We start from the raw sequence: 25,688 nt of genomic DNA, 5'->3' as shown, positions 1-25,688 counted from the left end.
CCTTTGGATCATGATGCCGGCAAGACCGGTCAATTGAGGGATAAGGTTTTTTCCGTGGGCAGACTGGTAAAGCGCATCAGGCGGGCTGAGGGTTCGCGTGCGCGGCGCTGAGCGTCCGCCAGGCTGTGCCAGTCGCCTCCCTTAGCATCATACTCCCAGACCTTCAGCGGGCCGATATTCGGGGTAGCGGCAATCGACCACACCAGCAGCGATTCGGCGTCACAGACGGCTTCGATCGGCAGGCTGCCGGCGGTACGCAGGCGGCCGGAGCCAGGCAGCAGCTGCAGCTGCGTTGATGTCTCACCGGTCAGCTTCAGCACGCTGCGGCGCAGCGCCACCAGCTGGCTGCGCGCTTCGTCCGGGTCATGCTGAATGTTAATCCACAGATTCTCATTGTTACTGAAATTTTGCCGGTCGGCGTCGTGGCTGCGAACGGCGCGCTGCAGCTCCATGTCGAGGCCGCAATCCCCCTCGGTGGTCAGCGCCACGCCAACGATATTGCCAGTATAAGAGATAGAGAAGCGGGGAAGGTGACGATCGCTAAAAACCGGTCTGCCATTGGCTTCGTTAACGATTTCAGGCAGCTCGCTGATGCCGTAAAGCATAAACAGCAGTTCGGCGAGCAGCGACCGCGAAGCGCGAAAGCGGGCTTGCCGGTATTCAGGGAGCCGACGTGCGGATTGATGACAGGCCGCTGACAAACGTGTCGATAACGGCTCCCCGGTACTGAGTATCCCTCGTGCAAAATGCGTTGCCATACGTCGCTCCGTGAGTAATGGTCTGAATAAAACGGCGGGCGCTATTATCGCCTGGTATTAACAGGTTTTAATGCCGAAATCCCCCCTTGAAAAGGGAATTTGTTTGAATTTTACAAATTCTTGCGCAAATAAGGTGCTATGGGCACGAAACAAGGCTTACAGCGTACCGGAATAGAGCGCTTTCAGCGTATCTCTAAGCCAGACAAGCTTTGGGTTGTAGCTGTTGCGTTTATGCCATAGCAAGGTGAAGGGGACGCGAAGCTTTTCCAGATGCTGCGGCTCCAGCGGCAGCGGTCGGGAGACCAGCGGTAGCTGGTGCTGCTGATTATAGTGCTGGCAGTAGCGCGGCGCGGTGGCCAGCATGGTGTGCTGCGGCTGGGCCGCCATAAAGAGGGATTGCTCAAACCCCGGCACGGTCAGCGCCACGTTACGTTTATGCCCCAGCTCCTGCAGCACGTCGTCCAGCGCCCAGGTATCGCGTTGTTCCCAGCAGATGGTGATATGCGGATAGCGTAAGAATGCCGCCAGATCCCACTCCTCCCTGAGCGCCGGATGATCGGCGCGCAGCCAGACCTGCGGCAGGTCGGTGAACAGCACATCAAAATCGATATACCACGGCAGCAGGCTTAGCAGCTCTCGCGACTGCGGATGGCTTTCGCGCCCGCAGAAGCCGATATCCACCTCGCCGCGAATGATGGCGTCCAGGGAGTCGTAGTCCCAGTTGCGCAAACGAATCAATGCCTGCGGATAGCGCTGATAGATGCGCTGGGAGAGGGTGTTAAACAGGATCATCAGCAGCGGCGTTTCCGCCGCCAGCTCGAACTTGAGGCCGCTCGGCATGGTGTGGTGCGGTTTATCGAGGATCTGGTTGCCCATCTGCATCCAGTCCGCCAGATCCTGCTCCATGCTGCTGACCAGCGGCGTGGGCGCCAGGCCCAGCGGCGTTTTGACAAACAGCGGATCGTCAAACCAGGCGCGCAGTTTGGCCAGCGACTTGCTCACCGCCGAGGGCGAAACGTTCATCCGCTTCGCCGTACGGGTAACGCTGAGCTCCTGGGTCAGGAGCTGCAGGCAGAGGAGTAAATTAAGATCGAGACTCGAAAGCGGCTTCTTCATCGTGTTGCGCAACCCGCGGCGGGGTGGCGACCAGTAGCAGAACAAGACTCACTATGCTACAGGCAATGAGTATCCCGATCAGCATATTCATTGCGCTGAGTCCGATGATAGCGGCGAGCCATATCCACAGCGACGAACCGCACACCTGCGCGATGCCGAGGACCGAGCTGGCGACACCGGCGCGCAGCGTGAATGGCCCCAGGGCCTGGCTCATCGCGACGCCGAAGCCGACGGAGAAGCCGGCGCAAATCATGCCCAGCCCGACCAGGGTGACGGCCTGGTGGGTGGCGAGGCTCAGCGCCACGCCAGCCGCCAGGAACAGCAGCTGCGAGGTTATCATCAGGGTGCGCGGTTTAAACAGCGACAGGGCGAACGGCGTCGAGAAGGAGACCGCCATGCTGACCATCGCCATCAGCGCCATCGTCATGGAATAGGTGCCGCGATCGAACCCCATCTCCTCCATCATCAGTACCGGCGAGACGTTCACGTAGGTGAGGATCGCCGTTACGCTGAGGGTGGTGATGAGAATGCGGCTGAGGAAAAAGCGATTCAACAGCGATTCATCCGCGCCATGCTGCGGCATAGCCGTCTGCGGAGGCGCCGTCGGACGCGTCTCGCGCAGGATAAATACCGCCAGTAAACCCACCGTTACCCCCATGCCGATCATGGTGTAGAACAGACTCTGCCACGGGAATTTCAGCATGATCAGGTGGCCGAGCACCGGCGCCAGAACGGGGATGATGCAGGTAATGCCGTTGAGCAACGACAGCACTTTGGCCCGCCGACGGTCGTCCAGCGTATCGCGCAAAATAGCGAAAGCCACCACGTAGCAGCAGCCGGCGCCGATCCCCTGGATAAAGCGTCCGGTAAGGAAGTGGCTGCTGGTGTGCGCCTGCGCGCAGAGCAGGGAGGCGATAACAAAGATCGCCGCGCCCACAATGGCGACAGGCTTGCGCCCCGAGCGGTCGGCGATACGGCCAGCAAACAGCATCGCGGAGGCCATTCCGGCCAGATAGACCGAGAAGGCGATATGTAATTGCGCCTCGCTGGCTCCCAGATCCTGAGCAATACGCGGCAGGCCGACGAGATACATATCGATGCCGGAGGGATAGAGCAGAACCAGGGCAAAGCTGCAGAGAAGAAAGCGTGTCATGAGATCCTCGCGATGTGAATGGCGTTCAGCATAGTGAGATACGCTCCGCAAGACGAGTTGCCATTTGGACAACGCTATTTTCCTGGCAGGAAACGCGAACTAGCGGCCCCGGCGTCGCCAGACGCGGGCCATCCCTTCGCTTTCCGGCCGAACGCTTTCGAAGCCAAACTTCGCGTACAGCTCCGGAACATCTGCCACCAGCGTAACGTAGGCGCCGTCAAAGGCGTTTGCATCCAGCCAGGCGACCAGTTTCTCCATCACCAGCCGGCCAAGGCCCTTTCCCTGGTGAGCCGGATCGACGGCGACGTCGACAATGTCGAAATTAATCGCGCCGTCGCCGACGATGCGCCCCATGGCGATCGGCGTCTCCTGCCAGAGGATATGTACGCCATAACAGCTTTGCGGCAGCCCGGCTCTGGCGCCTTCTACGGGGCGCGGCGACATGCCCGCTACCAGCCGCAGGTGGCAAAACGCTTCGGCGGAGGGTACCTTCTCGATCACGGTATATTCAACGGTCATGCTTTAGTCTCGTGGTTAGGGGGAGATAAAAGTAGAGAACGTTGCGCCGCAAAGGGCAAGAAAAAACCCGCATTAACGCGGCGCTAATGCGGGTGAGTGAACGTTTACGGACTAAACGTTATTTGCCGATACAGAAGCTGGAGAAGATGCGGCCCAGCAGGTCGTCGGAGGTGAACTCCCCGGTGATCTCGCTCAGCGCCTGCTGCGCGAGACGCAGCTCTTCCGCCAGCAGCTCGCCGGCCCAGGCGCCCAGCAGCTGGGCTTTGCCCTGCCGCAGATGGTTCGCCGCCTCTTCCAGCGCCTGCAGATGGCGACGGCGGGCGAGGAAGCCGCCTTCCATATTGGTATCGAAGCCCATGCTCTGCTTGAGGTGATTACGCAGCACCTCGACGCCTTCGCCGGTGCGTGCCGACAGGCGGATCAGTGAGTGGCCATTTACTTCGCTGATACCCAGCGCTTCGCCGGTAACATCGGCTTTATTGCGCACCACGGTAATCGGCAGTTTAGCGGGCAGGCGCTCGATAAAATCTGGCCAGATCTCCGCCGGGTCAACGGCGCTGGTGGTGGTGCCATCGACCATAAACAGCACCCGGTCAGCCTGCGCAATCTCCTGCCAGGCGCGCTCGATGCCGATACGCTCCACTTCGTCATTGGCGTCGCGCAGGCCCGCGGTATCAATGATATGCAGCGGCATGCCGTCGATATGGATATGCTCGCGCAGCACATCGCGGGTGGTGCCCGCAATGTCGGTGACGATCGCCGCTTCGCGGCCCGCCAGGGCGTTCAGCAGGCTCGATTTACCGGCATTTGGCCGCCCGGCGATCACCACTTTCATCCCTTCGCGCAGCAGACTGCCCTGACGGGCTTCGGCGCGGACGGCGTCGAGGTCGGCCATCACCTCGTTCAGCTGGGCTTCAATTTTGCCGTCGGAGAGGAAATCAATTTCTTCATCCGGAAAATCAATCGCCGCTTCCACGTAGATGCGCAGGTGAGTGAGCGCTTCCACAAGGTGGTTCACCCGCGCGGAGAACGCCCCCTGCAGCGAGTTCAGCGCCGAGCGCGCCGCCTGTTCTGAGCTGGCGTCGATAAGATCGGCGATGGCCTCTGCCTGCGCCAGGTCGAGCTTGTCGTTAAGGAACGCGCGCTCGGAGAATTCGCCCGGTCTGGCGATGCGCAGGCCCGGCAGGGTCAGAATACGTTTGAGCAGCAGGTCGAGAATGACCGGGCCGCCGTGGCCCTGCAGCTCAAGCACATCTTCCCCGGTAAAGGAGTTCGGCCCGGGGAACCACAGCGCAATCCCCTGATCCAGCGGCGTACCGTCAACGTCGTTGAACGGCAGGTAGTCGGCATAGCGCGGCTTCGGCAGCTTGCCGAGTACCGCCTGCGCGACGTCGCGCGCTTTGAGGCCGGAGATACGCAGGATGCCCACACCCCCGCGTCCCGGTGGGGTTGCCTGGGCGACGATAGTGTCGTTATGGCTCATGGTGACTCTCTATGTAGATGTAAAAAAGGCGGTCCATTGACCGCCTTCTCTGGCATTAACGTTACCGTAACTACTCTAAATTATCCAAGTCGCAAATGCGTTGGCTTGAAGAATGAAGAGTATCAGGATTTCTTCTTCTCGCGGCTATGCAGGCCACGCTTCTCCAGACCACGGTAAATCAGCTGCTGCTGGATAATGGTCACCAGGTTGCTGACGATGTAGTACACCACCAGGCCAGACGGGAACCACAGGAAGAACACCGTGAAGATGACCGGCATAAAGGTCATGATCTTCTGCTGCATCGGGTCGGTCACGGTGGTCGGCGACATCTTCTGGATGAAGAACATCGTCGCGCCCATGATGATCGGCAGGATGTAGTACGGGTCTTGCGCAGACAGATCGTGGATCCACAGGATAAACGGCGCATGACGCAGTTCTACCGAGGCGCTCAGCATGTAGTACAGCGCAAGGAAGATCGGCATCTGGATAATCAGCGGGAAGCAGCCGCCCAGCGGGTTCACTTTTTCCGCTTTATACAGCGCCATCATCTCCTGGCTTTGACGTTGTTTATCGTCGCCCAGACGCTCGCGCATGGCCTGAATTTTCGGCTGCAGCATACGCATCTTCGCCATGGAGGTGTACTGCGCTTTGGTCAGCGGGTACATGATGCCACGAACGATAAAGGTGATGACGATAATCGAGAAGCCCCAGTTGCCGAGGAAGCCGTGAATGAATTTCAGCAGCTTGAACAGCGGTTGGGAGATGAACCACAGCCAGCCGTAGTCGACGGTCAGATCCAGGTGCGGCGCGACGGCAGCCATTTTATCCTGAATCGCCGGGCCGACCCACAGCGTGCTCTGCAGTTTGTCGGTTTGACCAGGCTGCACCAGTACCGGCTGAGATTTATAGCCGATAGCGACAATGCCGTTGCCGAGGTTGGCGGTGTAGAAGTTATTCGTCCCGTTATTCTGCGGCACCCACGCGGTGGTGAAGTACTGCTGCAGCATGGCAACCCAACCGTTTTTGGTGCTGACGTTCAGGTTTTCATTGTCCAGGATGGTATCGAATTTGTATTTTTCGTATTTCGAATCCGCGGTGGAGAACGCCGCGCCACGGAAAGTATGCATCGTGGACAGGCCGCCGGTCTGCGTATCGCGACTGGACGGCAGCGCGGCGGTCTGCTTCAGCTGACCGAAGGTCGAGACTTCCAGCGGTTTCTCGCTGGCGTTCTGCACGCTATAACCCACGTTCACCGCATAATCACCGCGTTTCAGGGTGAAGGTCTTGGTGAAGACGTTGCCGGCTTTGTCGGTATAGGTCAGCGGAATAACGATTTCGTTCTGGCCATCAGCCAGTACATACGCATCTTTATCAGCGTTATACAGCGGACGCGGGCCGTTAGCCGGGTTATCCGGGCCGTCACGACCGGTTAAGCCGCTCTGCGCCTGGTAGATAAACTGTGGCGTAGTTTCCAGTAACTGGAACGGTTCAGTCGATTTCAGCGCTTTCGGGTAAGCCGGAAGCAGCGCTTGCTCAACATCACCACCGCGGGTGTTGATGGTCAGATCAAGCACATCAGTTTTAACCGTAATCAGTTTCCCCTGGCCACTGGCCGGTACGCCCTGGTCGGCGGCGCTACCCGCTGCTGTGGTCGTAGTCTGCGTGGTCTGCTGCTGGGGTTGCGGATTTTTGTCCTGCTCCCAGGCTTGCCAGATCATGAAAGACACGAACAACAAAGCGATGATAAGAAGATTGCGTTGCGAATCCATCGTTAGTGTTCTCTGGTATCAAATGGTCCAGGCGGGACGGGATCGTCACCACCAGGGTGTAAAGGGTGGCATTTTAATACGCGTTTCATCGTCAACCAACTGCCTTTTATCACTCCAAACCTGCGTAAGGCCTCAATTCCGTATTGAGAACAGGTTGGGGTGAAACGGCAATGCGGCCCGAGTAGCGGACTAATCAGGCGCTGATAAACTCGAATCAGGCCGATCAGGACCCGCGAGCCAGGCGACAATGGCGGCGCCATAATTTTTCCAACGCTTCCGAGAGAGCACGGTTATCGAGGTCGGCAACCCCTCTTTTCGCCACCACCACGAAATCCATTGGCGGGAGTTCATGTTGACGCAAACGAAAACTTTCACGCGTCAGACGTTTAATCCGATTGCGTTCATGTGCGCGTTTCACGTTTTTCTTGGCGACGGTGAGACCGATGCGGGGATGCCCCAGCGAATTCAGGCGGCCGAGGATGGTGATTTGCGGCGTGCCAGCCCGTTGTGGCTGCTGGAAGACGAAAGTGAAATGACTGGGAGTTAACAAGCGTAACTCCCTGGGAAATGCGAGCTTAACCACGCAGGGTTAGCTTTATTACTTGGAAACGGTCAGACGAGCGCGGCCTTTAGCACGACGACGTGCCAGAACCTGACGACCATTTTTAGTAGCCATACGAGCACGGAAGCCGTGAGAACGGTTGCGCTTCAGTACAGACGGTTGAAAAGTGCGTTTCATGGCGATTTCTACCTAAACTTGAATAAATTCACTGACTTTTGCGTAGACCCGAACGAACTTCGAACGACTTACGCCTCAGCGTGGGTGATTAAAGAGGCCGGATTGTAATAATTGTACACTCCGGAGTCAATTCTCTTTCCTTATTTCTCGCACCTCGTCGCACAAAAAATAAGCTGAGACGCGTGACGAAAACGGGCATTACGCGCCGGGTGGGGGATTATACGGCCTGGCCAGTAAAGCGCAAGGATCCTGAAGGATCTTTGTTAGATCGTTTCCGCCCAAAAGCGGCATAGCTCATTAATTTTTCCAATATGCGGCGGAAATCGTGCTTCACTCTTCCCAGGATCGATTACACTTACCCGGTTTCGATCCTTCCTGTGGATAAATCGGGAAGAATCTGTTGAGAAACACAAGATCTCTTTCTCAGTTTAGGCTATGATCCCCGGTCCCGATCGCGATCCCCGGATCCGCAGCGGGAAATAACCGCAGATAGCGGTTCGCACGTCACCCCTTTTGTGCAGGGGCTTTTCGGCTAATGCAGGGTCTTGTCGACGTGTGCCAACAATCACGATTGTTTCAGTTTTTCTTTGATATCGATTTTATGTTCGAGTGGAGTCCGCCGTGTCACTTTCGCTTTGGCAGCAGTGTCTTGCCCGATTGCAGGATGAGTTACCAGCCACAGAATTCAGCATGTGGATCCGCCCATTGCAGGCGGAACTGAGCGATAACACGCTGGCACTGTATGCGCCAAACCGTTTTGTGCTCGACTGGGTAAGGGACAAATACCTCAATAATATCAATGGACTCCTCAATGATTTTTGCGGTGCGGACGCCCCGCAGCTGCGTTTTGAGGTGGGAGCTAAGCCCGCCAGCTCGCTGCAGAAAGGGGCGGTAAGCCCGGCCGCAGCGACTATCCCGGCGGCGCAGGTGCAGACCGCGCGCGTGGCGCCGACGATCGTGCGCCCTGGCTGGGATAATGTCCCGGCGCCGGCGGAGCCGACCTACCGTTCTAACGTTAACGTGAAACACACGTTTGATAACTTCGTCGAAGGTAAATCTAACCAGCTGGCCCGCGCGGCGGCGCGTCAGGTGGCGGATAACCCGGGCGGCGCCTATAACCCCCTGTTCCTCTACGGCGGAACGGGTCTGGGTAAAACCCACCTGCTGCACGCGGTGGGGAACGGTATCGTGGCGCGTAAACCGAACGCCAAAGTGGTCTATATGCACTCGGAGCGTTTCGTTCAGGACATGGTTAAAGCGCTGCAGAACAACGCCATCGAAGAGTTTAAGCGCTACTACCGATCCGTTGACGCCCTGCTGATCGATGACATTCAGTTCTTCGCTAATAAAGAGCGATCCCAGGAAGAGTTTTTCCACACCTTCAATGCCTTGCTGGAAGGTAATCAGCAGATCATTTTGACCTCGGATCGTTATCCCAAAGAGATCAACGGCGTTGAAGATCGTCTGAAATCCCGCTTCGGCTGGGGGCTGACGGTGGCGATCGAGCCGCCGGAGCTGGAAACCCGCGTCGCGATCCTGATGAAAAAAGCCGATGAGAACGACATCCGCCTGCCTGGCGAAGTGGCGTTCTTTATTGCCAAGCGCCTGCGCTCAAACGTGCGTGAACTGGAGGGGGCGCTGAACCGCGTTATCGCCAACGCCAACTTCACCGGCCGGGCGATCACTATCGATTTCGTGCGCGAAGCGCTGCGCGATCTGCTGGCGCTGCAGGAAAAACTGGTCACCATCGACAATATTCAAAAGACGGTGGCGGAGTACTACAAGATTAAGGTAGCGGACCTGCTGTCCAAACGCCGCTCCCGTTCGGTGGCGCGTCCTCGCCAGATGGCGATGGCGCTGGCCAAAGAGCTGACCAACCACAGCCTGCCGGAAATCGGCGATGCGTTTGGCGGCCGCGACCATACCACCGTGCTGCACGCCTGCCGCAAGATTGAGCAGCTGCGTGAAGAAAGCCACGACATTAAAGAAGATTTTTCCAATTTAATCAGAACATTATCCTCGTGACGCTATGAAATTTACCGTAGAACGTGAACATTTATTAAAACCGCTGCAACAGGTGAGCGGTCCGTTAGGTGGTCGTCCGACGCTGCCCATTCTCGGTAACCTGCTGCTTCAGGTCGTGGACGGCGCGCTGTCGCTGACCGGTACCGATCTTGAAATGGAGATGGTGGCGCGCGTGGCGCTGGTTCAGCCGCACGAAGCGGGCGCCACCACCGTTCCGGCGCGTAAATTCTTTGATATCTGCCGCGGCCTGCCGGAAGGCGCGGAGATCGCGGTGCAGCTGGAAGGCGATCGCATGCTGGTGCGTTCCGGCCGCAGCCGCTTCTCGCTGTCGACCCTGCCCGCTGCCGACTTCCCGAATCTTGACGACTGGCAGAGCGAGGTGGAATTTACCCTGCCGCAGGCGACCATGAAGCGTCTGATCGAAGCGACGCAGTTCTCGATGGCGCACCAGGATGTTCGTTACTACTTAAACGGTATGCTGTTCGAAACCGAAGGCAGCGAACTGCGCACCGTCGCTACCGACGGTCACCGTCTGGCGGTCTGTTCGATGCCGCTGGAAGCGTCGCTGCCGAACCATTCGGTGATCGTGCCGCGTAAAGGGGTGATTGAGCTGATGCGGATGCTCGACGGCGGTGATACGCCGCTGCGCGTGCAGATCGGCAGCAATAATATCCGCGCCCATGTCGGCGATTTTATCTTCACTTCGAAGCTGGTTGATGGCCGTTTCCCGGATTATCGCCGCGTTCTGCCGAAAAATCCGGATAAACACCTCGAAGCGGGCTGCGATATTCTGAAGCAGGCTTTTGCCCGCGCGGCGATTCTCTCCAATGAGAAATTCCGCGGCGTGCGGCTGTACGTTAGCGAAAATCAGCTGAAAATCACCGCCAATAACCCGGAGCAGGAAGAAGCGGAAGAGATTCTGGACGTGACCTACGCCGGCACGGAGATGGAGATTGGCTTCAACGTTAGCTACGTGCTGGATGTGCTGAACGCGCTGAAGTGCGAGAATGTGCGCATTCTGCTGACGGATTCGGTGTCGAGCGTGCAGATTGAGGATGCGGCTTCTCAATCCGCAGCCTACGTTGTTATGCCAATGCGGCTGTAGAATCGTAAAGGGGCTGGTTTACTTGCCATTTCGTCTTCCGGCAGTGCTCGAAATGCTCACGTACTTCGTGTACGCTCCGCTTTCTGCGCGCTGGCGGTAGACGAACTGGCTGCGACACCCACGCCCCTTGAATGATGATGAGCTGATATGTCGCTATCCCGACTGCTAATCAAAGACTTCCGCAATATTGAACATGCGGATCTCGCTTTATCTCCCGGCTTTAACTTCCTGGTTGGCGCGAACGGCAGCGGCAAAACCAGCGTGCTGGAAGCCATCTACACGCTTGGCCATGGCCGGGCGTTTCGCAGTTTGCAAATTGGCCGGGTGATCCGCCACGAGCAGGAGGCCTTTGTTCTGCATGGCCGTCTGCAGGGCGAAGAGCGGGAAACCGCCATCGGCCTGACCAAAGACAAACAGGGCGACAGCAAGGTGCGTATCGACGGCACCGACGGCCACAAAGTGGCGGAGCTGGCGCACCTGATGCCGATGCAGCTGATTACGCCGGAGGGGTTTACTTTACTCAACGGCGGCCCCAAATACAGAAGAGCATTCCTTGACTGGGGATGCTTTCATAACGAAGCCGGATTCTTCACCGCCTGGAGCAACCTGAAGCGCCTGGTCAAGCAGCGCAACGCCGCGCTGCGTCAGGTCAGCCGTTATGCCCAGCTGCGCCCATGGGATCTGGAATTAATCCCGCTGGCGGAGCAGATCAGCCGCTGGCGTGCCGAATACAGCGCCGCTATCGTCGAAGACATGGCGGATACCTGTCAGCAATTTTTACCGGAATTCTCGCTCTCTTTCTCCTTCCAGCGCGGCTGGGAAAAAGAGACCGACTACGCTGAAGTGCTGGAGCGGAATTTCGAGCGTGACAGAATGTTAACCTATACCGCCCACGGCCCGCATAAAGCGGATTTCCGTATTCGCGCCGACGGGGCGCCGGTGGAAGATACCTTGTCGCGCGGGCAGCTTAAGCTGCTGATGTGCGCCCTGCGTCTGGCGCAGGGCGAGTTCCTCACCCGCGTCAGCGGGCGGCGCTGCCTGTACCTGATAGATGATTTTGCCTCGGAACTCGATGATGCCCGCCGCGGTCTGTTATCCAGTCGCCTGAAAGCGACGCAGTCGCAGGTTTTCGTCAGCGCCATCAGCGCTGAGCACGTTATGGACATGTCGGACAAAAATTCGAAGATGTTCCGCGTGGAAAAAGGTAAAATAACGGATTAACCCAAGATTAAATGAGCGAGAAACGTTGATGTCGAATTCTTATGACTCCTCCAGTATCAAAGTCCTGAAAGGGCTGGATGCGGTGCGTAAGCGCCCGGGTATGTATATCGGCGACACGGATGACGGCACCGGTCTGCACCACATGGTATTCGAGGTTGTGGATAACGCTATCGACGAAGCGCTCGCGGGTTACTGCAAAGATATCGTGGTGACCATCCACAGCGATAACTCCGTCTCCGTCCAGGATGACGGCCGCGGCATCCCGACCGGCATTCACCCGGAAGAGGGCGTCTCCGCAGCGGAAGTTATCATGACCGTCCTGCACGCTGGCGGTAAATTCGATGATAACTCCTATAAAGTCTCCGGCGGTCTGCACGGCGTAGGCGTCTCGGTGGTTAACGCCCTGTCGCAGAAGCTGGAGCTGGTTATCCAGCGCGATAACAAAGTGCACAAGCAGATGTATGAGCACGGTGTGCCGCAGGCGCCGCTGGCCGTGACCGGCGAGACCGACAAAACCGGCACCATGGTGCGTTTCTGGCCGAGCCTGGAAACCTTCACCAACGTCACCGAGTTTGAATACGATATCCTGGCGAAACGCCTGCGCGAACTGTCGTTCCTGAACTCCGGAGTCTCTATCCGCCTGCGCGATAAGCGCGACGGCAAAGAAGATCATTTCCACTACGAAGGCGGCATCAAGGCGTTCGTTGAGTATCTCAACAAGAACAAAACGCCGATCCACCCGAATATCTTCTATTTCTCTACTGAAAAAGACGGTATCGGCGTGGAAGTGGCCCTGCAGTGGAACGACGGCTTCCAGGAAAACATTTACTGCTTTACCAACAACATTCCGCAGCGTGACGGGGGGACTCACCTTGCCGGCTTCCGCGCGGCGATGACCCGTACCCTCAACGCCTACATGGACAAAGAGGGCTACAGCAAAAAAGCGAAAGTCAGCGCCACCGGCGACGACGCCCGTGAAGGCCTGATTGCCGTGGTATCGGTGAAAGTGCCGGATCCAAAATTCTCCTCGCAGACCAAAGACAAGCTGGTCTCCTCCGAGGTGAAATCGGCGGTTGAGCAGCAGATGAACGAACTGCTGAGCGAATACCTGCTGGAAAATCCGTCCGATGCGAAAATCGTGGTCGGCAAAATTATTGACGCCGCGCGCGCGCGCGAAGCCGCGCGTCGTGCCCGTGAGATGACCCGCCGTAAAGGCGCGCTGGATCTGGCTGGCCTGCCGGGCAAACTGGCGGACTGCCAGGAACGCGACCCGGCGCTCTCCGAACTGTACCTGGTGGAAGGGGACTCCGCGGGCGGCTCTGCGAAGCAGGGGCGTAACCGCAAGAATCAGGCGATCCTGCCGCTGAAGGGGAAAATCCTCAACGTTGAGAAAGCCCGCTTCGACAAGATGCTCTCTTCCCAGGAAGTGGCCACGCTGATCACCGCTCTGGGCTGCGGCATCGGCCGCGATGAGTACAACCCGGACAAACTGCGCTATCACAGCATCATCATCATGACCGATGCGGACGTCGACGGCTCGCACATTCGTACCCTGCTGTTGACCTTCTTCTATCGTCAGATGCCGGAGATCGTCGAGCGCGGCCATGTCTATATTGCTCAGCCGCCGCTGTACAAAGTGAAGAAAGGCAAGCAGGAACAGTATATTAAAGACGACGAAGCGATGGATCAGTATCAGATTGCCATCGCCCTCGACGGCGCCACCCTGCATACCAACGCCAATGCGCCAGCGCTGGCGGGCGAACCGCTGGAAAAACTGGTTGCTGAGTTTAACGCCACCCAGAAAATGATTGGCCGCATGGAGCGCCGCTTCCCGAAAGCGCTGCTGAAAGAGCTTATCTATCAGCCGACCCTGACCGAGGCCGATCTGGCGGACGAACAGAAGGTGACCCGCTGGGTGAACACTCTGGTCTCCGAGCTGAATGAGAAAGAGCAGCACGGCAGCCAGTGGAAATTTGATCTCCATGAGAACAAAGAGCTGCAGCATTTTGAACCGGTTATTCGCGTTCGTACCCACGGCGTGGATACCGACTATCCGCTGGATAATGAGTTCATTATGGGGCCGGAATATCGCCGTATCTGTACCCTGGGCGAGAAACTGCGCGGCCTGATGGAAGAAGATGCTTACATCGAGCGCGGCGAACGCCGTCAGCCGGTAGCCAGCTTTGAGCAGGCTCTGGACTGGCTGGTGAAAGAGTCCCGTCGCGGCCTCTCTATCCAGCGCTATAAAGGTCTGGGCGAGATGAACCCGGATCAGCTGTGGGAAACCACCATGGATCCGGACAGCCGCCGTATGCTGCGCGTGACCGTCAAGGACGCGATTGCCGCCGACCAGCTGTTCACTACCCTGATGGGTGATGCCGTTGAACCGCGTCGCGCGTTTATCGAAGAGAACGCCCTGAAAGCGGCGAATATCGATATCTAAGCCGTGTGTTCCCCCGGCGCGAGTTTGACCGGGGTAACGGAATGTCTGAGCCCGGTCGCATAGCGCGACCGGGCTTTTCTTTGCCAGTAAAAGGGGAATCCTCTGCTGCGGTTCCATCCCCCTTTCTGGCCGACACTTTTACTGTTTTTTGAGCGGAATCGCGTTAGCATGAGGGAAGACTCATCTTACCCGGGGATCCTATGGCTATTAAACTGATTGCAATTGATATGGACGGCACGCTGCTGCTGCCCGATCACACTATCTCTCCCGCCGTTAAAAACGCCATTGCCGCCGCCCGTGAAAAAGGGGTGAACGTGGTGCTGACCACCGGCCGCCCTTACGCGGGTGTCCACAGCTATCTGAAAGAGCTGCATATGGAGCAGCCGGGTGATTACTGCATCACCTACAATGGCGCGCTGGTGCAGAAAGCCGGGGACGGCAGCACCGTCGCACAAACCGCGCTGAGCTATGACGACTATCGCTTCCTCGAACAGCTCTCCCGCGAAGTCGGCTCCCACTTCCACGCGCTCGATCGCAATACGCTGTATACCGCGAATCGCGATATCAGCTACTACACCGTGCATGAATCCTATGTGGCGACCATCCCGCTGGTGTTCTGCGAAGCGGAAAAGATGGACCCTGAGATCCAACTGCTGAAGGTAATGATGATCGATGAGCCGGCGATCCTCGACAAGGCCATCGCCCGTATCCCGGCGGAAGTGAAAGAAAAGTACACCGTGCTGAAAAGCGCGCCTTACTTCCTCGAAATACTGGATAAACGCGTCAATAAAGGCACCGGCGTGAAGTCGCTGGCCGATGCGCTGGGTATCAAACCGGAAGAGATTATGGCGATAGGGGATCAGGAAAATGATATCGCGATGATTGAATTTGCCGGCGTCGGCGTGGCGATGGATAACGCCATTCCGGCGGTCAAAGAAGCGGCGAACTTCATTACCAAATCGAACCTCGATGATGGCGTCGCCTTCGCTATTGAAAAATACGTTTTAGCGTAAGCTTCCTTCAGGTCCGGCGTTCGTCGGGCCTGTCTTCTCTTTTTTCATGAACAGATGTTAATCCGCATTTAAATCCCTTATTCCGCACAGGGGATTCTATAAGCTACCCGCCCTCTTTTTTTGCAATTCAGAACTAACATCAGGTTTTTCATGAATAAACGCCATTATTTGATGTTGGTTACGCTGCCATTCGCCTCTGTTCAGATTTGCGCGGCCGCGGAACCAACGACGCCGCTTGAGCCGGCGTATGCCTATCACGGCGCCGAGCCCGCGGATCTGCCGGCGCCAGAAAGTCGCCAGCCTGCGGCGACAGCATCGTCCTCGCTACTCCCTTTGCTAGGCGACGAGGCCAGAAAGCGTGGCTACGTCCTGCCGCTGCCGTTTGGCGTCAGCATTAACTATATGGATATGCGGCAGAATATTAATGTCGACAGCATTAGCTTCACCGGCCTGTCGCTGGACGGCCGCAATATCGATTGCGGTAAGGATCCTGTTTGCAAACGCGCCGTGAAGCACATTTTCGGAAATGGGCCGGTCTCGCTGGACAACGCCTTCCAGATTGGCGTCGGTAATACGCGGGAAAGCAGCAAAACCGAGACGCTCAAGCTGGATGCCTGGCTGCTGCCGTTTATGAATGTTTATGGTCTCGTCGGACACACCGAGGGGCACTCCATTTCGCAGATTGCCGTCGGGCTGAAGGGGCCGAACGGCAAAGTGGTGCCGATGCCGGGGATGCAGGACCTCGACTTTCGCCTCGATTTTAAAGGCACCACCTATGGGATGGGCACCACGCTGGTGGGCGGCATCGGCAACTGGTTTACCGTACTGGACGCTAACTACACCCAGACGCGCTTTGATATCCTCGACGGCAGCATCGATGCGTTTACCTTTTCGCCTCGCGTAGGCTATCGTTTCAATACGCCATCGGTCGATGCGCTACATCTCCCGGCCGGAAAGCTGAATCTATGGGTCGGCAGCATGTATCAGGACGTGCAGCAAGAGTTTAAGGGTAGCCTTAACGATCTCTCGATGCCGTCGCCGATGCTGCAAAACATGGTCAACCTGGCCAACCAGGACAATCATGGCCGCTTTGATGTGAAACAGCATCTGCAGTCGCCGTGGAACGTGCTGGTGGGAGCGCAGTATGAGCTGACGCAGAATTTTAATATCACCACGGAGTTTGGTTTTGCCGAGCGTAACAGCTTCTTTATCTCCGGCGAGTATCGCTTTTGAGCCGACCGCTTAACCCTGTTCTGTTGCTTCTGACATGGGCGCTATGCGCACCGGTCCAGGCGCAGGCCATCAGCCGCGAGCAAATCGACGGCTGGCTGCAGCATCTCGGCGCCAGCGATGAATTCGACGCCAGCAAAGGCATTGACTGGGGCGTGATGCCCGGTCCGTTCTATACGCCGGAGCTGGGGCTGGGCATCGGCACTGCCGTCGTCGGTCTCTACCGTCCCGATCCGCAGGATACCACCAGCCAGAATTCCACGCTGACGCTCAGCGGCTACGCCAGCTCCACCGGCGCCTTCGGCCTTAGCGTGAAAAACTACGCTTTTTTTGACCACGACCGATGGCGAATTTTTGTTGATGGATCGATGGCCAACACCCCGACGTATTTCTGGGGACAAGGCTTTCATGCCGGCGATAAAGACAACGAAAAAGAGAAATATACCGCCCAGGTGCTGACCCTGCGCCCGACGGTCTACCGGCAGCTTATCGACAATGTTTATCTCGGCGCCGGATGGTCGCTGGCGGCGCAGAATGCCGATGAGATGGACCATAACGATCTGCCGAAAATTGAAAATACCCCGCAGGGGCCGTCGGTATTCAGCTCGGGCGCCAGCGTCGCGCTCAACTGGGACGATCGCGACTTCGTCCCCAATCCGCGCCGGGGTCAGTATGCCAACTTCCGTTACACCCACTATGCGCCCGGCTTAGGCAGCGATACCCGCTTTGACGAATTTCAGCTGCACTATAGCCATTATCATGCCCTCAGCGAGAAGAGCGTCCTCGCCTGGGAGGCCGATGGCGCTTTCACCCAGGGCGAAGTGCCGTGGAGCATGATGCCCCTGCTGGGCAGCGATGAGCGGATGCGCGGCTACTATCAGGGGCGTTATCGCGACAAAAACTTCGTTAGCAGCCAACTGGAATACCGCCGGCAGCTCACCTGGCGACACGGGATTGTGGCCTGGGCCGGGGCGGGAACCATGGGGCCATCCATGGATTCCCTGAATGACGGACGCTGGCTGCCTTCGGCGGGCGTCGGCTACCGCTTTGAATTCAAACCTCGCGTTAACGTTCGCCTCGACTACGGTATCGGCAAAGGCAGCAGCGGCTTTTACTTCCAGGTCGGCGAAGCGTTTTAACGCGTCCTCCCCTTCTTTTTCTCTCTTATCGCCTCTTGCCAGGGCTGCTGCGTTTTAATTTTCATGGATTGTTCTTTTTGTGATCCAAATTGTAGTACAACACAATAATATTGTACTACAGTACGCTCATGTTGATAACGTACAGCATCACGTTAGTAGTACAAACATGAGGCGAAATTCAGCAGCGACGGTAAAGTAGAGCAGTACACATAGAGCACAAGGACTCTCCATGACTCTCAATAAGACCGATCGCATTGTGATCTCGCTGGGCAGACAAATCGTCAGCGGTAAATACGTTCCCGGTTCGGCGCTTCCGGCCGAAGCGGAACTCTGTGAGGAGTTTGAAACCTCGCGCAACATCATCCGCGAAGTGTTTCGTTCCCTGATGGCGAAGCGGCTGATTGAAATGAAGCGCTATCGCGGCGCGTTTGTCGCCTCCAGAAACCAGTGGAACTACCTCGATACCGAGGTGCTGCATTGGGTACTGGAAAATGACTATGACCCGCGTCTTATCAGCGCCATGAGTGAAGTGCGCAACCTGGTTGAACCCGCCATCGCACGTTGGGCGGCGGAACGCGCCACCTCAAGCGATCTGGCGGAAATCGAGTCGGCGCTGAATGACATGATTGCTAATAACCAAAACCGGGATGCCTTTAACGAAGCGGATATTCGCTACCACGAGGCGGTGCTGCAGTCAGTACATAATCCGGTTTTGCAGCAGCTTAGCGTGGCGATCAGTTCGCTGCAGCGGGCGGTATTTGAACGGACCTGGATGGGCGATGAAGGCAACATGCCGAAAACGCTCCAGGAACATAAAGCGCTATTTGACGCCATTCGGCATCAGGATAGCGACGCGGCAGAGCAGGCGGCGTTGACGATGATCGCCAGCTCGACACGAAGGCTCAAGGAAATCACATGACGGCTCGCTACATCGCAATAGATTGGGGATCGACGAATTTACGCGCCTGGCTGTACCAGGGCGAAGAATGCCTGGAAAGCAGGCAATCTGAAGCAGGCGTAACGCGCCTGAATGGTCGATCTCCCGCTGCGGTGTTAGCGGAAATCACACAATACTGGCGCGATGGCGCCACACCGGTGGTGATGGCAGGTATGGTCGGTAGCAACGTGGGCTGGAAAATTGCCCCTTATTTGCCGCTTCCTGCCGCTTTCTCGGATATTGGCCAGCAGTTAACTGCCGTTGGCGACAATATCTGGATAATTCCCGGCCTTTGCGTTTCCCGTGACGATAACCATAACGTCATGCGCGGGGAAGAAACGCAACTGCTGGGCGCACGCGCCTTAGCCCCTTCGTCTGTCTATGTGATGCCAGGAACCCACTGCAAATGGGTACTGGCCGATCGCCTGCAAATTCACGATTTTCGTACCGTTTTGACCGGTGAGTTGCATCATCTGTTGCTTCAGCACTCGCTGGTGGGCGCCGGCTTGCCGCCGCAGGAAACGTCCGCCGACGCATTCGCGGCCGGTCTGCAGCGCGGTATCAACAACCCCGCCGTCCTGCCGCAGCTGTTTGAAGTGCGCGCTTCGCACGTGCTGGGCGCGTTGCCTCGCGAGCAGGTTAGCGAATTTCTTTCCGGCCTGCTGATTGGCGCTGAAGTTGCCACCCTCAGCGCCACGTTCGCCGGAGAGCAGGCGATTACCCTCGTCGCCGGGTCATCGTTAACGTCCCGCTATCAGCAGGCATTCCGCGCCATTGGCCGCGAAGTCACTGCGGTTGCGGGCGATACGGCATTTCAGACAGGAATAAGGAGCATCGCTTATGCAGTGGCAAACTAACCTTCCGCTTATCGCTATTCTGCGCGGTATTACGCCAGACGAGGCGCTGGCTCACGTTGGCGCCGTTATCGACGCCGGTTTCGACGCGGTCGAAATCCCGCTGAACTCGCCGCAGTGGGAGAAAAGTATTCCGCATGTCGTCGACGCTTACGGCGAGCAGGCGCTTATCGGCGCGGGCACCGTGCTGCAACCGGAGCAGGTCGATCGGCTGGCGGCCATGGGCTGTCGGCTGATTGTGACGCCAAACATTCAACCGGAAGTGATCCGGCGAGCGGTGGGTTACGGCATGACCGTATGTCCAGGCTGCGCCACCGCCAGCGAAGCTTTCAGCGCGCTCGATGCCGGCGCGCAGGCGCTGAAAATTTTCCCGTCATCGGCTTTTGGCCCGGATTACATCAAAGCGTTGAAAGCCGTGCTGCCGCCCGAGGTTCCGGTCTTTGCCGTCGGCGGCGTGACGCCGGAAAACCTGGCGCAGTGGATTAAAGCCGGCTGTGTGGGGGCTGGGCTGGGGAGCGATCTCTATCGTGCCGGCCAGTCGGTTGAACGTACCGCGCAGCAGGCAGCCGCATTCGTAAAAGCGTATCGAGAGGCAGTGAAATGAAAATAACCAATATCACCACGTACCGTTTACCTCCGCGTTGGATGTTCCTGAAGATTGAAACCGATGAAGGCATCGTCGGCTGGGGCGAACCGGTGATTGAAGGGCGCGCCCGAACGGTGGAAGCCGCCGTTCATGAATTTGGCGATTATCTGATTGGTCAGGATCCGGCGCGGATTAATGACCTGTGGCAAGTGATGTACCGCGGCGGCTTTTATCGCGGCGGTCCGATTATGATGAGCGCCATCGCCGGTATTGACCAGGCGTTATGGGATATTAAAGGTAAGGTCCTGAATGCCCCGGTCTGGCAACTGATGGGCGGGCTGGTGCGCGACAAAATTAAAGCCTACAGCTGGGTGGGCGGCGACCGCCCCGCCGAAGTGATTGACGGGATTAAGAAGCTGCGCGGCATTGGTTTCGATACCTTTAAATTAAACGGCTGCGAAGAGATGGGCATCATTGATAATTCCCGCGCGGTTGATGCCGCGGTGAATACCGTGGCGCAAATCCGCGAAGCGTTTGGCAATGAAATTGAGTTTGGCCTCGATTTTCATGGTCGGGTAAGCGCGCCGATGGCCAAAGTATTAATTAAAGAGCTGGAACCGTATCGCCCATTATTTATTGAGGAGCCGGTATTAGCCGAGCAGGCGGAATATTATCCGCGGCTGGCGGCGCAAACCCATATTCCTATTGCCGCCGGCGAACGTATGTTTTCGCGTTTTGAATTTAAACGGGTCCTTGAAGCGGGCGGGGTGGCTATTTTACAACCCGATCTGTCGCACGCAGGCGGTATTACCGAATGCTATAAAATTGCCGGCATGGCGGAAGCCTATGACGTTGGGCTGGCGCCGCACTGTCCGCTGGGGCCGATCGCACTGGCAGCCTGTCTGCACGTTGATTTCGTTTCGCATAACGCGGTCTTCCAGGAGCAGAGCATGGGGATCCACTACAACAAAGGCGCCGAACTGCTTGATTTTGTGAAAAACAAAGAAGATTTCAATATGGAAGGCGGCTTCTTTAAACCATTGACGAAGCCGGGGCTGGGCGTGGAAATTGATGAGGCCCGCGTGATTGAGTTAAGTAAAAACGCGCCGGACTGGCGAAACCCGTTGTGGCGGTATGAGGATGGCTCTGTCGCCGAATGGTAAATGCGCGTCATACTTCGCGCTGGTGATGCGTTGGCTGCATTTTCTTACCCTGGTCACATACGATTGTATGCTCCCAGGGATGCGAAAATTTGCCGCCTTTCCCCAGCACAAATTATTTAGCGCATCGCAACATAGTTATTAATACAAAACAAAAACACCCTCTGTAAATTACCGGGCATGGTGAGCGGCTTCGCTATGCCCAAAATCTGGAGACAGATTGCGATGGATATTTCAGTTACCGCTGTAAAAACCGGGCGTCGCCGTTATCTGACGCTCATCATGATCTTTATTACCGTGGTTATTTGTTATGTTGACCGCGCCAACCTCGCCGTCGCCTCGGCGCATATTCAGGAGGAGTTTGGTATTAGCAAAGCGGAAATGGGCTACGTATTTTCCGCCTTTGCCTGGCTGTATACCCTCTGCCAGATCCCGGGCGGTTGGTTCCTTGACCGCGTGGGGTCCCGGCTTACCTACTTTATCGCCATCTTTGGCTGGTCTGTAGCCACGTTGCTACAAGGCTTCGCCACCGGCTTAATGTCGCTCATAGGCCTGCGCGCTATCACCGGGATCTTCGAAGCACCAGCCTTTCCAACCAATAACCGCATGGTGACCAGCTGGTTCCCGGAGCATGAACGCGCCTCCGCCGTCGGGTTTTATACCTCGGGGCAATTTGTTGGCCTGGCTTTCTTAACGCCGCTGCTGATTTGGATCCAGGAGCTATTGAGCTGGCACTGGGTGTTTATTGTTACCGGCGGTATCGGCATTATCTGGTCGCTGATCTGGTTCAAGGTTTATCAACCGCCGCGGCTGACCAAAAGCATCAGCAAAGCCGAACTCGACTATATTCGCGACGGCGGCGGCCTGGTGGATGGCGATGCGCCGGTGAAGAAAGAGGCGCGTCAACCGTTATCGAAAGCGGACTGGAAGCTGGTCTTTCATCGCAAGCTGGTCGGTGTTTACCTTGGGCAGTTTGCGGTAACCTCGACGCTGTGGTTCTTCCTGACCTGGTTCCCGAACTACTTAACCCAGGAAAAAGGCATTACCGCGCTGAAGGCCGGTTTTATGACCACGGTGCCCTTCCTCGCTGCGTTTTTTGGCGTCCTGCTCTCTGGTTGGCTGGCGGATAAACTGGTGAAAAAAGGCTATTCGCTGGGCGTGGCGCGTAAAACGCCGATCATCTGCGGACTGCTGATCTCCACCTGCATCATGGGGGCGAACTACACCAACGACCCGGTATGGATTATGGCGCTGATGGCGCTGGCATTCTTCGGTAACGGTTTTGCCTCCATTACCTGGTCGCTGGTCTCATCCCTGGCGCCGATGCGCCTGATCGGTCTAACCGGAGGCGTGTTTAACTTTGTTGGCGGCCTGGGGGGCATCACCGTACCGCTAGTGATTGGCTATCTGGCGCAGGATTACGGCTTTGGCCCGGCGTTGGTCTATATCTCCGTGGTGGCGCTGATAGGCGCGCTGTCTTATATCCTGCTGGTCGGCGATGTGAAACGTGTAGGCTAAATTTTTGCGATACGCTACCCTGATGCGTAAGTCTCGCATCAGGGTATCGTTATGAAACAAGTCACTTTTGCTCCCCGTCATCATCAGCTTACCAATGTTAATACCTGGACCCCCGACAGCCAGTGGCTGGTGTTCGACGTCCGCCCGTCCGGTGCGTCGTTCACCGGCGAGACCATTGAGCGAGTGAACGTAAACAGCGGCGCGGTGGAGACCATTTATCGTGCCACGCAAGGCGCGCACGTGGGCGTGGTGACCGTGCATCCAACCCAGGAGCGCTACGTGTTCATTCACGGCCCCGAGCGGCCGGATGCGCAATGGCAGTATGATTTTCATCACCGCCGCGGGGTGGTGGCCTTTCAGGATACCGTCGAGAATCTGGACGCCATGGACATCACTGCCCCTTACACCCCCGGGGCGCTGCGCGGCGGCAGCCACGTCCATGTCTATAGCCCCAACGGCCAGCTGGTCAGTTTTACCTACAACGATCATGTGCTGCACGAGCGCGACCCGGCGCTGGATCTGCGCAACGTCGGCGTGGCCGCGCCGTATGGACCCGTGACGCCGCCGGGCCACCATCCGCGCGAATACGGCGGCAGCCACTGGTGCGTGCTGGTGAGCCGCACGACGTCGACTCCCGCGCCGGGCAGCGATGAGATTAATCGCGCCTATGAAGAGGGCTGGGTCGGGAACCATGCGCTGGCGTTTATTGGCGATACGCTGGCGGAAAACGGCGACAAAGTCCCGGAGCTGTTTATTGTCGATCTGCCGCAGGATGAAGCCAGCTGGAAGCAGCCCGGCGGGGAGCCGCTGGCCGGTACCGCAACCACGATGCCCGCGCCGCCGGCGGGCGTCAGTCAGCGTCGTTTGACCTTCACCCACCATCGCCGTTATCCGGGGCTGGTGAATATTCCACGTCACTGGGTGCGCGCCAATCCACAGGCTACGAGCATCGCCTTCCTGATGCGCGACGACGCCGGTGTGGTGCAGCTGTGGCTGATTTCCCCACAGGGGGGCGAGCCGCGGCAGTTGACGCATCACACGTCGGGTATCCAGTCAGCGTTTAACTGGCATCCGTCGGGAGAGTGGCTGGGCTTTGTACTGGAGGGGCGGATTGCCTGCTGTCATGCCGGCACAGGCGATATCACCTTTTTAACCGAGGCGCATGCTCATGCGCCCTCGGCGGACGCGATCGTCTTTTCGCCAGACGGTAAACAGATTGCCTGGATGGAGGAGGTGGACGGTTATCGCCAGCTGTGGGTCACGCAGACCGGGCGATAACTTACTGGGCAGGCATCGGCGCTGGCGGGATCACCGAGTTGGTCGCCAGCGTGGCCTTCTCGCTCTTTTCGACCCGAGATTTGATTGAGCTGTCGGTGCGGAACATATCCCACGGCAGCAGGAGGGTATCCATGACGGCGGTGAACGGCATGTCCAGCGCCACCAGCGATTTCACACCCCAGTTGGTATTGTTGTCCCCCAGCGTTTGCGCACTGGATCGCGTGCCCGGATAGGTTCCCTCTTTGCCACCGGTATGTGACATTACGCTGGAGCAACCGCTCAGGCTTATTATCCCGCTGAACAGGACCAGCTTTAACAGTCGTCTGCTTTTCATTGTTCTTCCATCGTCGTTTCGGGCGTTGAGATAACCTTTTAGCGGTTATATCGGGCCATCCCGTGAATGCATAGCGTTATTGCGCCGCACTGTGGCGGGCATCGCACTTTGCTTTTTGTGCTCCTCCCCCCAGTCTAAGCAATCATCGGCAAACTGCAAAAAAAAACGCCCTCAATCCCTTGAAAAGCACGGGGAGAAACCCATTTTATAGGTGTAACCCACTGAGAATACGCCTGAGGGGTATTCCGGATTACCGCGGCCTGTCCACGATGGAAGGTCATTTGATTCTCGCTGATTTTCAGGAGCTATTTATTATGCGTAACTTCGATCTCTCCCCGCTTTATCGTTCAGCCATTGGTTTCGACCGCCTGTTTAACCTGCTGGAAAACAATCAAAGCCAGAGCAATGGCGGCTACCCTCCGTATAACGTCGAGCTGGTAGACGAAAACCACTATCGCATCGCTATCGCGGTGGCTGGCTTTGCTGAAAGCGAGCTGGAGATCACCGCCCAGGACAATCTGCTGATCGTCAAAGGCGCCCACGCTGCCGAGCAGAAAGAGCGTACCTACCTGTATCAGGGGATCGCCGAGCGTAACTTCGAGCGCAAATTCCAGCTGGCGGAAAACATTCATGTCCGCGGCGCCAACCTGGTAAACGGTCTGCTGTATATCGATCTGGAACGGGTGATCCCGGAAGCGAACAAGCCGCGCCGTATCGAAATCAACTAATTGTCCCTCTCAGGCCGCGTGGCGGCCTGATGTAACAACCTGCTCGCCGTCAGGGAGCATATGCGAATTCGCGCAATTCGCAGATATTCACTCGCTTCACAGAAGGAGAAAACAGTATGCGTAACTACGATTTATCCCCCCTGCTGCGTCAATGGATCGGTTTTGACAAACTGGCCAGCGCCCTGCAAACCGCCGGTGAAAGCCAGAGCTTCCCGCCCTATAACATCGAAAAAAGCGACGATAACCACTACCGCATTACCCTTGCGCTGGCCGGTTTCCGTCAGGAAGATCTGGATATTCAGCTGGAAGGCACCCGCCTGGTGGTAAAAGGCACGCCGCAGCAGCCGGAAAAAGAGACCACCTGGCTGCACCAGGGGCTGGTGAGCCAGGCCTTCAGCCTGAGCTTCACCCTCGCCGACAACATGGAGGTCTCTGGCGCGACCTTCACCAACGGTCTGCTGCATATCGATCTGACCCGCCATGAGCCTGAGCAGATCGCCCCGCAGCGCATCGCCATCAGCGAACGACCGGCGTTAAATAGCTAATAAAGCAACCTATTGATAAAGCCCCGATTTTCGGG

25 protein-coding genes and 1 other annotated feature are annotated in these 25,688 nt (G+C 57.2%); of the genes, 15 read left to right on the top strand and 10 right to left on the bottom strand.

Annotated elements, in window-relative coordinates; all coding sequences use genetic code 11:
- Positions 1-29 precede the first annotated feature (29 nt).
- From ABLV52_RS25400 to rpmH, 9 genes are all read right to left on the bottom strand, one after another.
- A complete protein-coding gene (locus ABLV52_RS25400; protein ID WP_072096716.1) occupies positions 30-605 on the bottom strand; it encodes a phosphopantetheinyl transferase in 576 nt (191 codons plus the stop codon).
- Between the two features lie 309 nt (positions 606-914).
- Complete coding sequence (gene yidZ / locus ABLV52_RS25395; protein WP_004202291.1) at positions 915-1,874, bottom strand: HTH-type transcriptional regulator YidZ; 960 nt, start codon at positions 1,872-1,874, stop codon at positions 915-917.
- Positions 1,843-3,027 (bottom strand): MFS transporter, encoded by a 1,185-nt coding sequence (locus ABLV52_RS25390; protein ID WP_064155654.1) that lies wholly within the window; start codon positions 3,025-3,027, stop codon positions 1,843-1,845. The genes yidZ and ABLV52_RS25390 overlap by 32 nt, the downstream gene beginning before the upstream one ends.
- 99 nt (positions 3,028-3,126) lie before the next feature.
- On the bottom strand, positions 3,127-3,546 hold the full coding sequence (locus tag ABLV52_RS25385; protein WP_101866088.1) for a GNAT family N-acetyltransferase: 420 nt from the start codon (positions 3,544-3,546) through the stop codon (positions 3,127-3,129).
- A 118-nt stretch (positions 3,547-3,664) separates the two neighbouring features.
- A complete protein-coding gene (gene mnmE / locus ABLV52_RS25380) occupies positions 3,665-5,029 on the bottom strand; it encodes a tRNA uridine-5-carboxymethylaminomethyl(34) synthesis GTPase MnmE (protein WP_065883537.1) in 1,365 nt (454 codons plus the stop codon).
- A gap of 122 nt (positions 5,030-5,151) precedes the next feature.
- Complete coding sequence (gene yidC / locus ABLV52_RS25375; protein WP_023291460.1) at positions 5,152-6,798, bottom strand: membrane protein insertase YidC; 1,647 nt, start codon at positions 6,796-6,798, stop codon at positions 5,152-5,154.
- A 2-nt stretch (positions 6,799-6,800) separates the two neighbouring features.
- Positions 6,801-7,058: a membrane protein insertion efficiency factor YidD gene (yidD, locus tag ABLV52_RS25370; protein WP_004151536.1), complete on the bottom strand. Its 258-nt coding sequence runs from the start codon at positions 7,056-7,058 to the stop codon at positions 6,801-6,803.
- Positions 7,022-7,381, bottom strand: coding sequence for a ribonuclease P protein component (gene rnpA, locus ABLV52_RS25365; RefSeq protein WP_004151535.1), 360 nt, complete (start codon positions 7,379-7,381; stop codon positions 7,022-7,024). The genes yidD and rnpA overlap by 37 nt, the downstream gene beginning before the upstream one ends.
- 15 nt (positions 7,382-7,396) lie before the next feature.
- Positions 7,397-7,537 carry a 50S ribosomal protein L34 gene (gene rpmH, locus ABLV52_RS25360; protein ID WP_000831330.1) on the bottom strand — a complete coding sequence of 47 codons (141 nt, stop codon included), beginning with the start codon at positions 7,535-7,537 and terminating at the stop codon, positions 7,397-7,399.
- 621 nt (positions 7,538-8,158) lie between these two features.
- On the opposite strand from rpmH, the gene dnaA reads away from it, so the two are divergent.
- From dnaA to ABLV52_RS25295, 13 genes are all read left to right on the top strand, one after another.
- Positions 8,159-9,562, top strand: coding sequence for a chromosomal replication initiator protein DnaA (dnaA, locus tag ABLV52_RS25355; RefSeq protein ID WP_017899658.1), 1,404 nt, complete (start codon positions 8,159-8,161; stop codon positions 9,560-9,562).
- 4 nt (positions 9,563-9,566) lie between these two features.
- Positions 9,567-10,667 carry a DNA polymerase III subunit beta gene (gene dnaN, locus ABLV52_RS25350; protein ID WP_348891059.1) on the top strand — a complete coding sequence of 367 codons (1,101 nt, stop codon included), beginning with the start codon at positions 9,567-9,569 and terminating at the stop codon, positions 10,665-10,667.
- Positions 10,668-10,814: 147 nt separating this feature from the next.
- Positions 10,815-11,888, top strand: a complete 1,074-nt coding sequence (recF, locus tag ABLV52_RS25345; RefSeq protein WP_032454434.1) for a DNA replication/repair protein RecF — start codon at positions 10,815-10,817, stop codon at positions 11,886-11,888.
- Between the two features lie 28 nt (positions 11,889-11,916).
- Positions 11,917-14,331, top strand: a complete 2,415-nt coding sequence (gene gyrB / locus ABLV52_RS25340) for a DNA topoisomerase (ATP-hydrolyzing) subunit B (protein ID WP_004202281.1) — start codon at positions 11,917-11,919, stop codon at positions 14,329-14,331.
- Between the two features lie 200 nt (positions 14,332-14,531).
- A complete protein-coding gene (gene yidA, locus ABLV52_RS25335; RefSeq protein WP_023291455.1) occupies positions 14,532-15,344 on the top strand; it encodes a sugar-phosphatase in 813 nt (270 codons plus the stop codon).
- Between the two features lie 150 nt (positions 15,345-15,494).
- Complete coding sequence (locus ABLV52_RS25330) at positions 15,495-16,577, top strand: hypothetical protein (RefSeq protein WP_023291454.1); 1,083 nt, start codon at positions 15,495-15,497, stop codon at positions 16,575-16,577.
- Between the two features lie 20 nt (positions 16,578-16,597).
- Positions 16,598-17,713: a BamA/TamA family outer membrane protein gene (locus tag ABLV52_RS25325; RefSeq protein ID WP_348891066.1), complete on the top strand. Its 1,116-nt coding sequence runs from the start codon at positions 16,598-16,600 to the stop codon at positions 17,711-17,713.
- 229 nt (positions 17,714-17,942) lie between these two features.
- A complete protein-coding gene (gene dgoR / locus ABLV52_RS25320) occupies positions 17,943-18,632 on the top strand; it encodes a D-galactonate utilization transcriptional regulator DgoR (protein WP_348891058.1) in 690 nt (229 codons plus the stop codon).
- A complete protein-coding gene (locus ABLV52_RS25315; protein WP_032454430.1) occupies positions 18,629-19,507 on the top strand; it encodes a 2-dehydro-3-deoxygalactonokinase in 879 nt (292 codons plus the stop codon). Before dgoR ends, ABLV52_RS25315 begins: the two co-directional genes overlap by 4 nt.
- Positions 19,491-20,108, top strand: coding sequence for a 2-dehydro-3-deoxy-6-phosphogalactonate aldolase (locus ABLV52_RS25310; protein ID WP_032454429.1), 618 nt, complete (start codon positions 19,491-19,493; stop codon positions 20,106-20,108). The genes ABLV52_RS25315 and ABLV52_RS25310 overlap by 17 nt, the downstream gene beginning before the upstream one ends.
- On the top strand, positions 20,105-21,253 hold the full coding sequence (gene dgoD, locus ABLV52_RS25305) for a galactonate dehydratase (RefSeq protein ID WP_032454428.1): 1,149 nt from the start codon (positions 20,105-20,107) through the stop codon (positions 21,251-21,253). The genes ABLV52_RS25310 and dgoD overlap by 4 nt, the downstream gene beginning before the upstream one ends.
- A gap of 177 nt (positions 21,254-21,430) precedes the next feature.
- Positions 21,431-22,768: an MFS transporter gene (locus ABLV52_RS25300; protein WP_032447014.1), complete on the top strand. Its 1,338-nt coding sequence runs from the start codon at positions 21,431-21,433 to the stop codon at positions 22,766-22,768.
- 51 nt (positions 22,769-22,819) lie between these two features.
- Positions 22,820-24,046: a DUF3748 domain-containing protein gene (locus ABLV52_RS25295; RefSeq protein WP_348891057.1), complete on the top strand. Its 1,227-nt coding sequence runs from the start codon at positions 22,820-22,822 to the stop codon at positions 24,044-24,046.
- Between the two features lies 1 nt (position 24,047).
- Here the strand turns inward: ABLV52_RS25295 and ABLV52_RS25290 are convergent, their stop codons facing one another.
- Positions 24,048-24,380 (bottom strand): YceK/YidQ family lipoprotein, encoded by a 333-nt coding sequence (locus ABLV52_RS25290; protein WP_023291451.1) that lies wholly within the window; start codon positions 24,378-24,380, stop codon positions 24,048-24,050.
- A gap of 245 nt (positions 24,381-24,625) precedes the next feature.
- Positions 24,626-24,701 (top strand) — a sequence feature (ROSE (Repression Of Heat Shock gene Expression) occurs in the 5'-region of heat shock genes and acts as an RNA thermometer to modulate expression.).
- On the opposite strand from ABLV52_RS25290, the gene ibpA reads away from it, so the two are divergent.
- Together ibpA and ibpB are read left to right on the top strand one after the other, a co-directional pair.
- On the top strand, positions 24,695-25,108 hold the full coding sequence (gene ibpA / locus ABLV52_RS25285) for a small heat shock chaperone IbpA (RefSeq protein WP_004151523.1): 414 nt from the start codon (positions 24,695-24,697) through the stop codon (positions 25,106-25,108). (Overlaps the previous feature by 7 nt.)
- A gap of 116 nt (positions 25,109-25,224) precedes the next feature.
- Complete coding sequence (gene ibpB / locus ABLV52_RS25280) at positions 25,225-25,653, top strand: small heat shock chaperone IbpB (protein WP_023291450.1); 429 nt, start codon at positions 25,225-25,227, stop codon at positions 25,651-25,653.
- Positions 25,654-25,688: the final 35 nt, after the last annotated feature.

Source organism: Klebsiella sp. GB_Kp056, assembly GCF_040064755.1.
Taxonomy (GTDB): Bacteria; Pseudomonadota; Gammaproteobacteria; order Enterobacterales; family Enterobacteriaceae; genus Klebsiella; species Klebsiella quasipneumoniae.
The sequence above is the reverse complement of the archived record's forward strand: the minus strand, read 5'-3'. Positions and strand labels throughout refer to the sequence as shown.

Bases quoted from the DNA above. Each gene is read 5' to 3' on its own strand.
- ABLV52_RS25295 (WP_348891057.1), top strand. From the start codon at position 22,820: ATGAAACAAGTCACTTTTGCTCCCCGTCATCATCAGCTTACCAATGTT.
- ABLV52_RS25310 (WP_032454429.1), top strand. From the start codon at position 19,491: ATGCAGTGGCAAACTAACCTTCCGCTTATCGCTATTCTGCGCGGTATT.
- rpmH (WP_000831330.1), bottom strand. From the start codon at position 7,537: ATGAAACGCACTTTTCAACCGTCTGTACTGAAGCGCAACCGTTCTCAC.
- mnmE (WP_065883537.1), bottom strand. From the start codon at position 5,029: ATGAGCCATAACGACACTATCGTCGCCCAGGCAACCCCACCGGGACGC.
- ABLV52_RS25290 (WP_023291451.1), bottom strand. From the start codon at position 24,380: ATGAAAAGCAGACGACTGTTAAAGCTGGTCCTGTTCAGCGGGATAATA.
- ABLV52_RS25315 (WP_032454430.1), top strand. From the start codon at position 18,629: ATGACGGCTCGCTACATCGCAATAGATTGGGGATCGACGAATTTACGC.
- recF (WP_032454434.1), top strand. From the start codon at position 10,815: ATGTCGCTATCCCGACTGCTAATCAAAGACTTCCGCAATATTGAACAT.
- ibpB (WP_023291450.1), top strand. From the start codon at position 25,225: ATGCGTAACTACGATTTATCCCCCCTGCTGCGTCAATGGATCGGTTTT.
- ABLV52_RS25300 (WP_032447014.1), top strand. From the start codon at position 21,431: ATGGTGAGCGGCTTCGCTATGCCCAAAATCTGGAGACAGATTGCGATG.
- ABLV52_RS25400 (WP_072096716.1), bottom strand. From the start codon at position 605: ATGCTTTACGGCATCAGCGAGCTGCCTGAAATCGTTAACGAAGCCAAT.
- yidD (WP_004151536.1), bottom strand. From the start codon at position 7,058: ATGGCGCCGCCATTGTCGCCTGGCTCGCGGGTCCTGATCGGCCTGATT.
- gyrB (WP_004202281.1), top strand. From the start codon at position 11,917: ATGTCGAATTCTTATGACTCCTCCAGTATCAAAGTCCTGAAAGGGCTG.
- ABLV52_RS25390 (WP_064155654.1), bottom strand. From the start codon at position 3,027: ATGACACGCTTTCTTCTCTGCAGCTTTGCCCTGGTTCTGCTCTATCCC.
- dgoR (WP_348891058.1), top strand. From the start codon at position 17,943: ATGACTCTCAATAAGACCGATCGCATTGTGATCTCGCTGGGCAGACAA.
- ABLV52_RS25330 (WP_023291454.1), top strand. From the start codon at position 15,495: ATGAATAAACGCCATTATTTGATGTTGGTTACGCTGCCATTCGCCTCT.
- ABLV52_RS25385 (WP_101866088.1), bottom strand. From the start codon at position 3,546: ATGACCGTTGAATATACCGTGATCGAGAAGGTACCCTCCGCCGAAGCG.
- yidC (WP_023291460.1), bottom strand. From the start codon at position 6,798: ATGGATTCGCAACGCAATCTTCTTATCATCGCTTTGTTGTTCGTGTCT.
- dnaN (WP_348891059.1), top strand. From the start codon at position 9,567: ATGAAATTTACCGTAGAACGTGAACATTTATTAAAACCGCTGCAACAG.
- yidZ (WP_004202291.1), bottom strand. From the start codon at position 1,874: ATGAAGAAGCCGCTTTCGAGTCTCGATCTTAATTTACTCCTCTGCCTG.
- yidA (WP_023291455.1), top strand. From the start codon at position 14,532: ATGGCTATTAAACTGATTGCAATTGATATGGACGGCACGCTGCTGCTG.
- ibpA (WP_004151523.1), top strand. From the start codon at position 24,695: ATGCGTAACTTCGATCTCTCCCCGCTTTATCGTTCAGCCATTGGTTTC.
- dgoD (WP_032454428.1), top strand. From the start codon at position 20,105: ATGAAAATAACCAATATCACCACGTACCGTTTACCTCCGCGTTGGATG.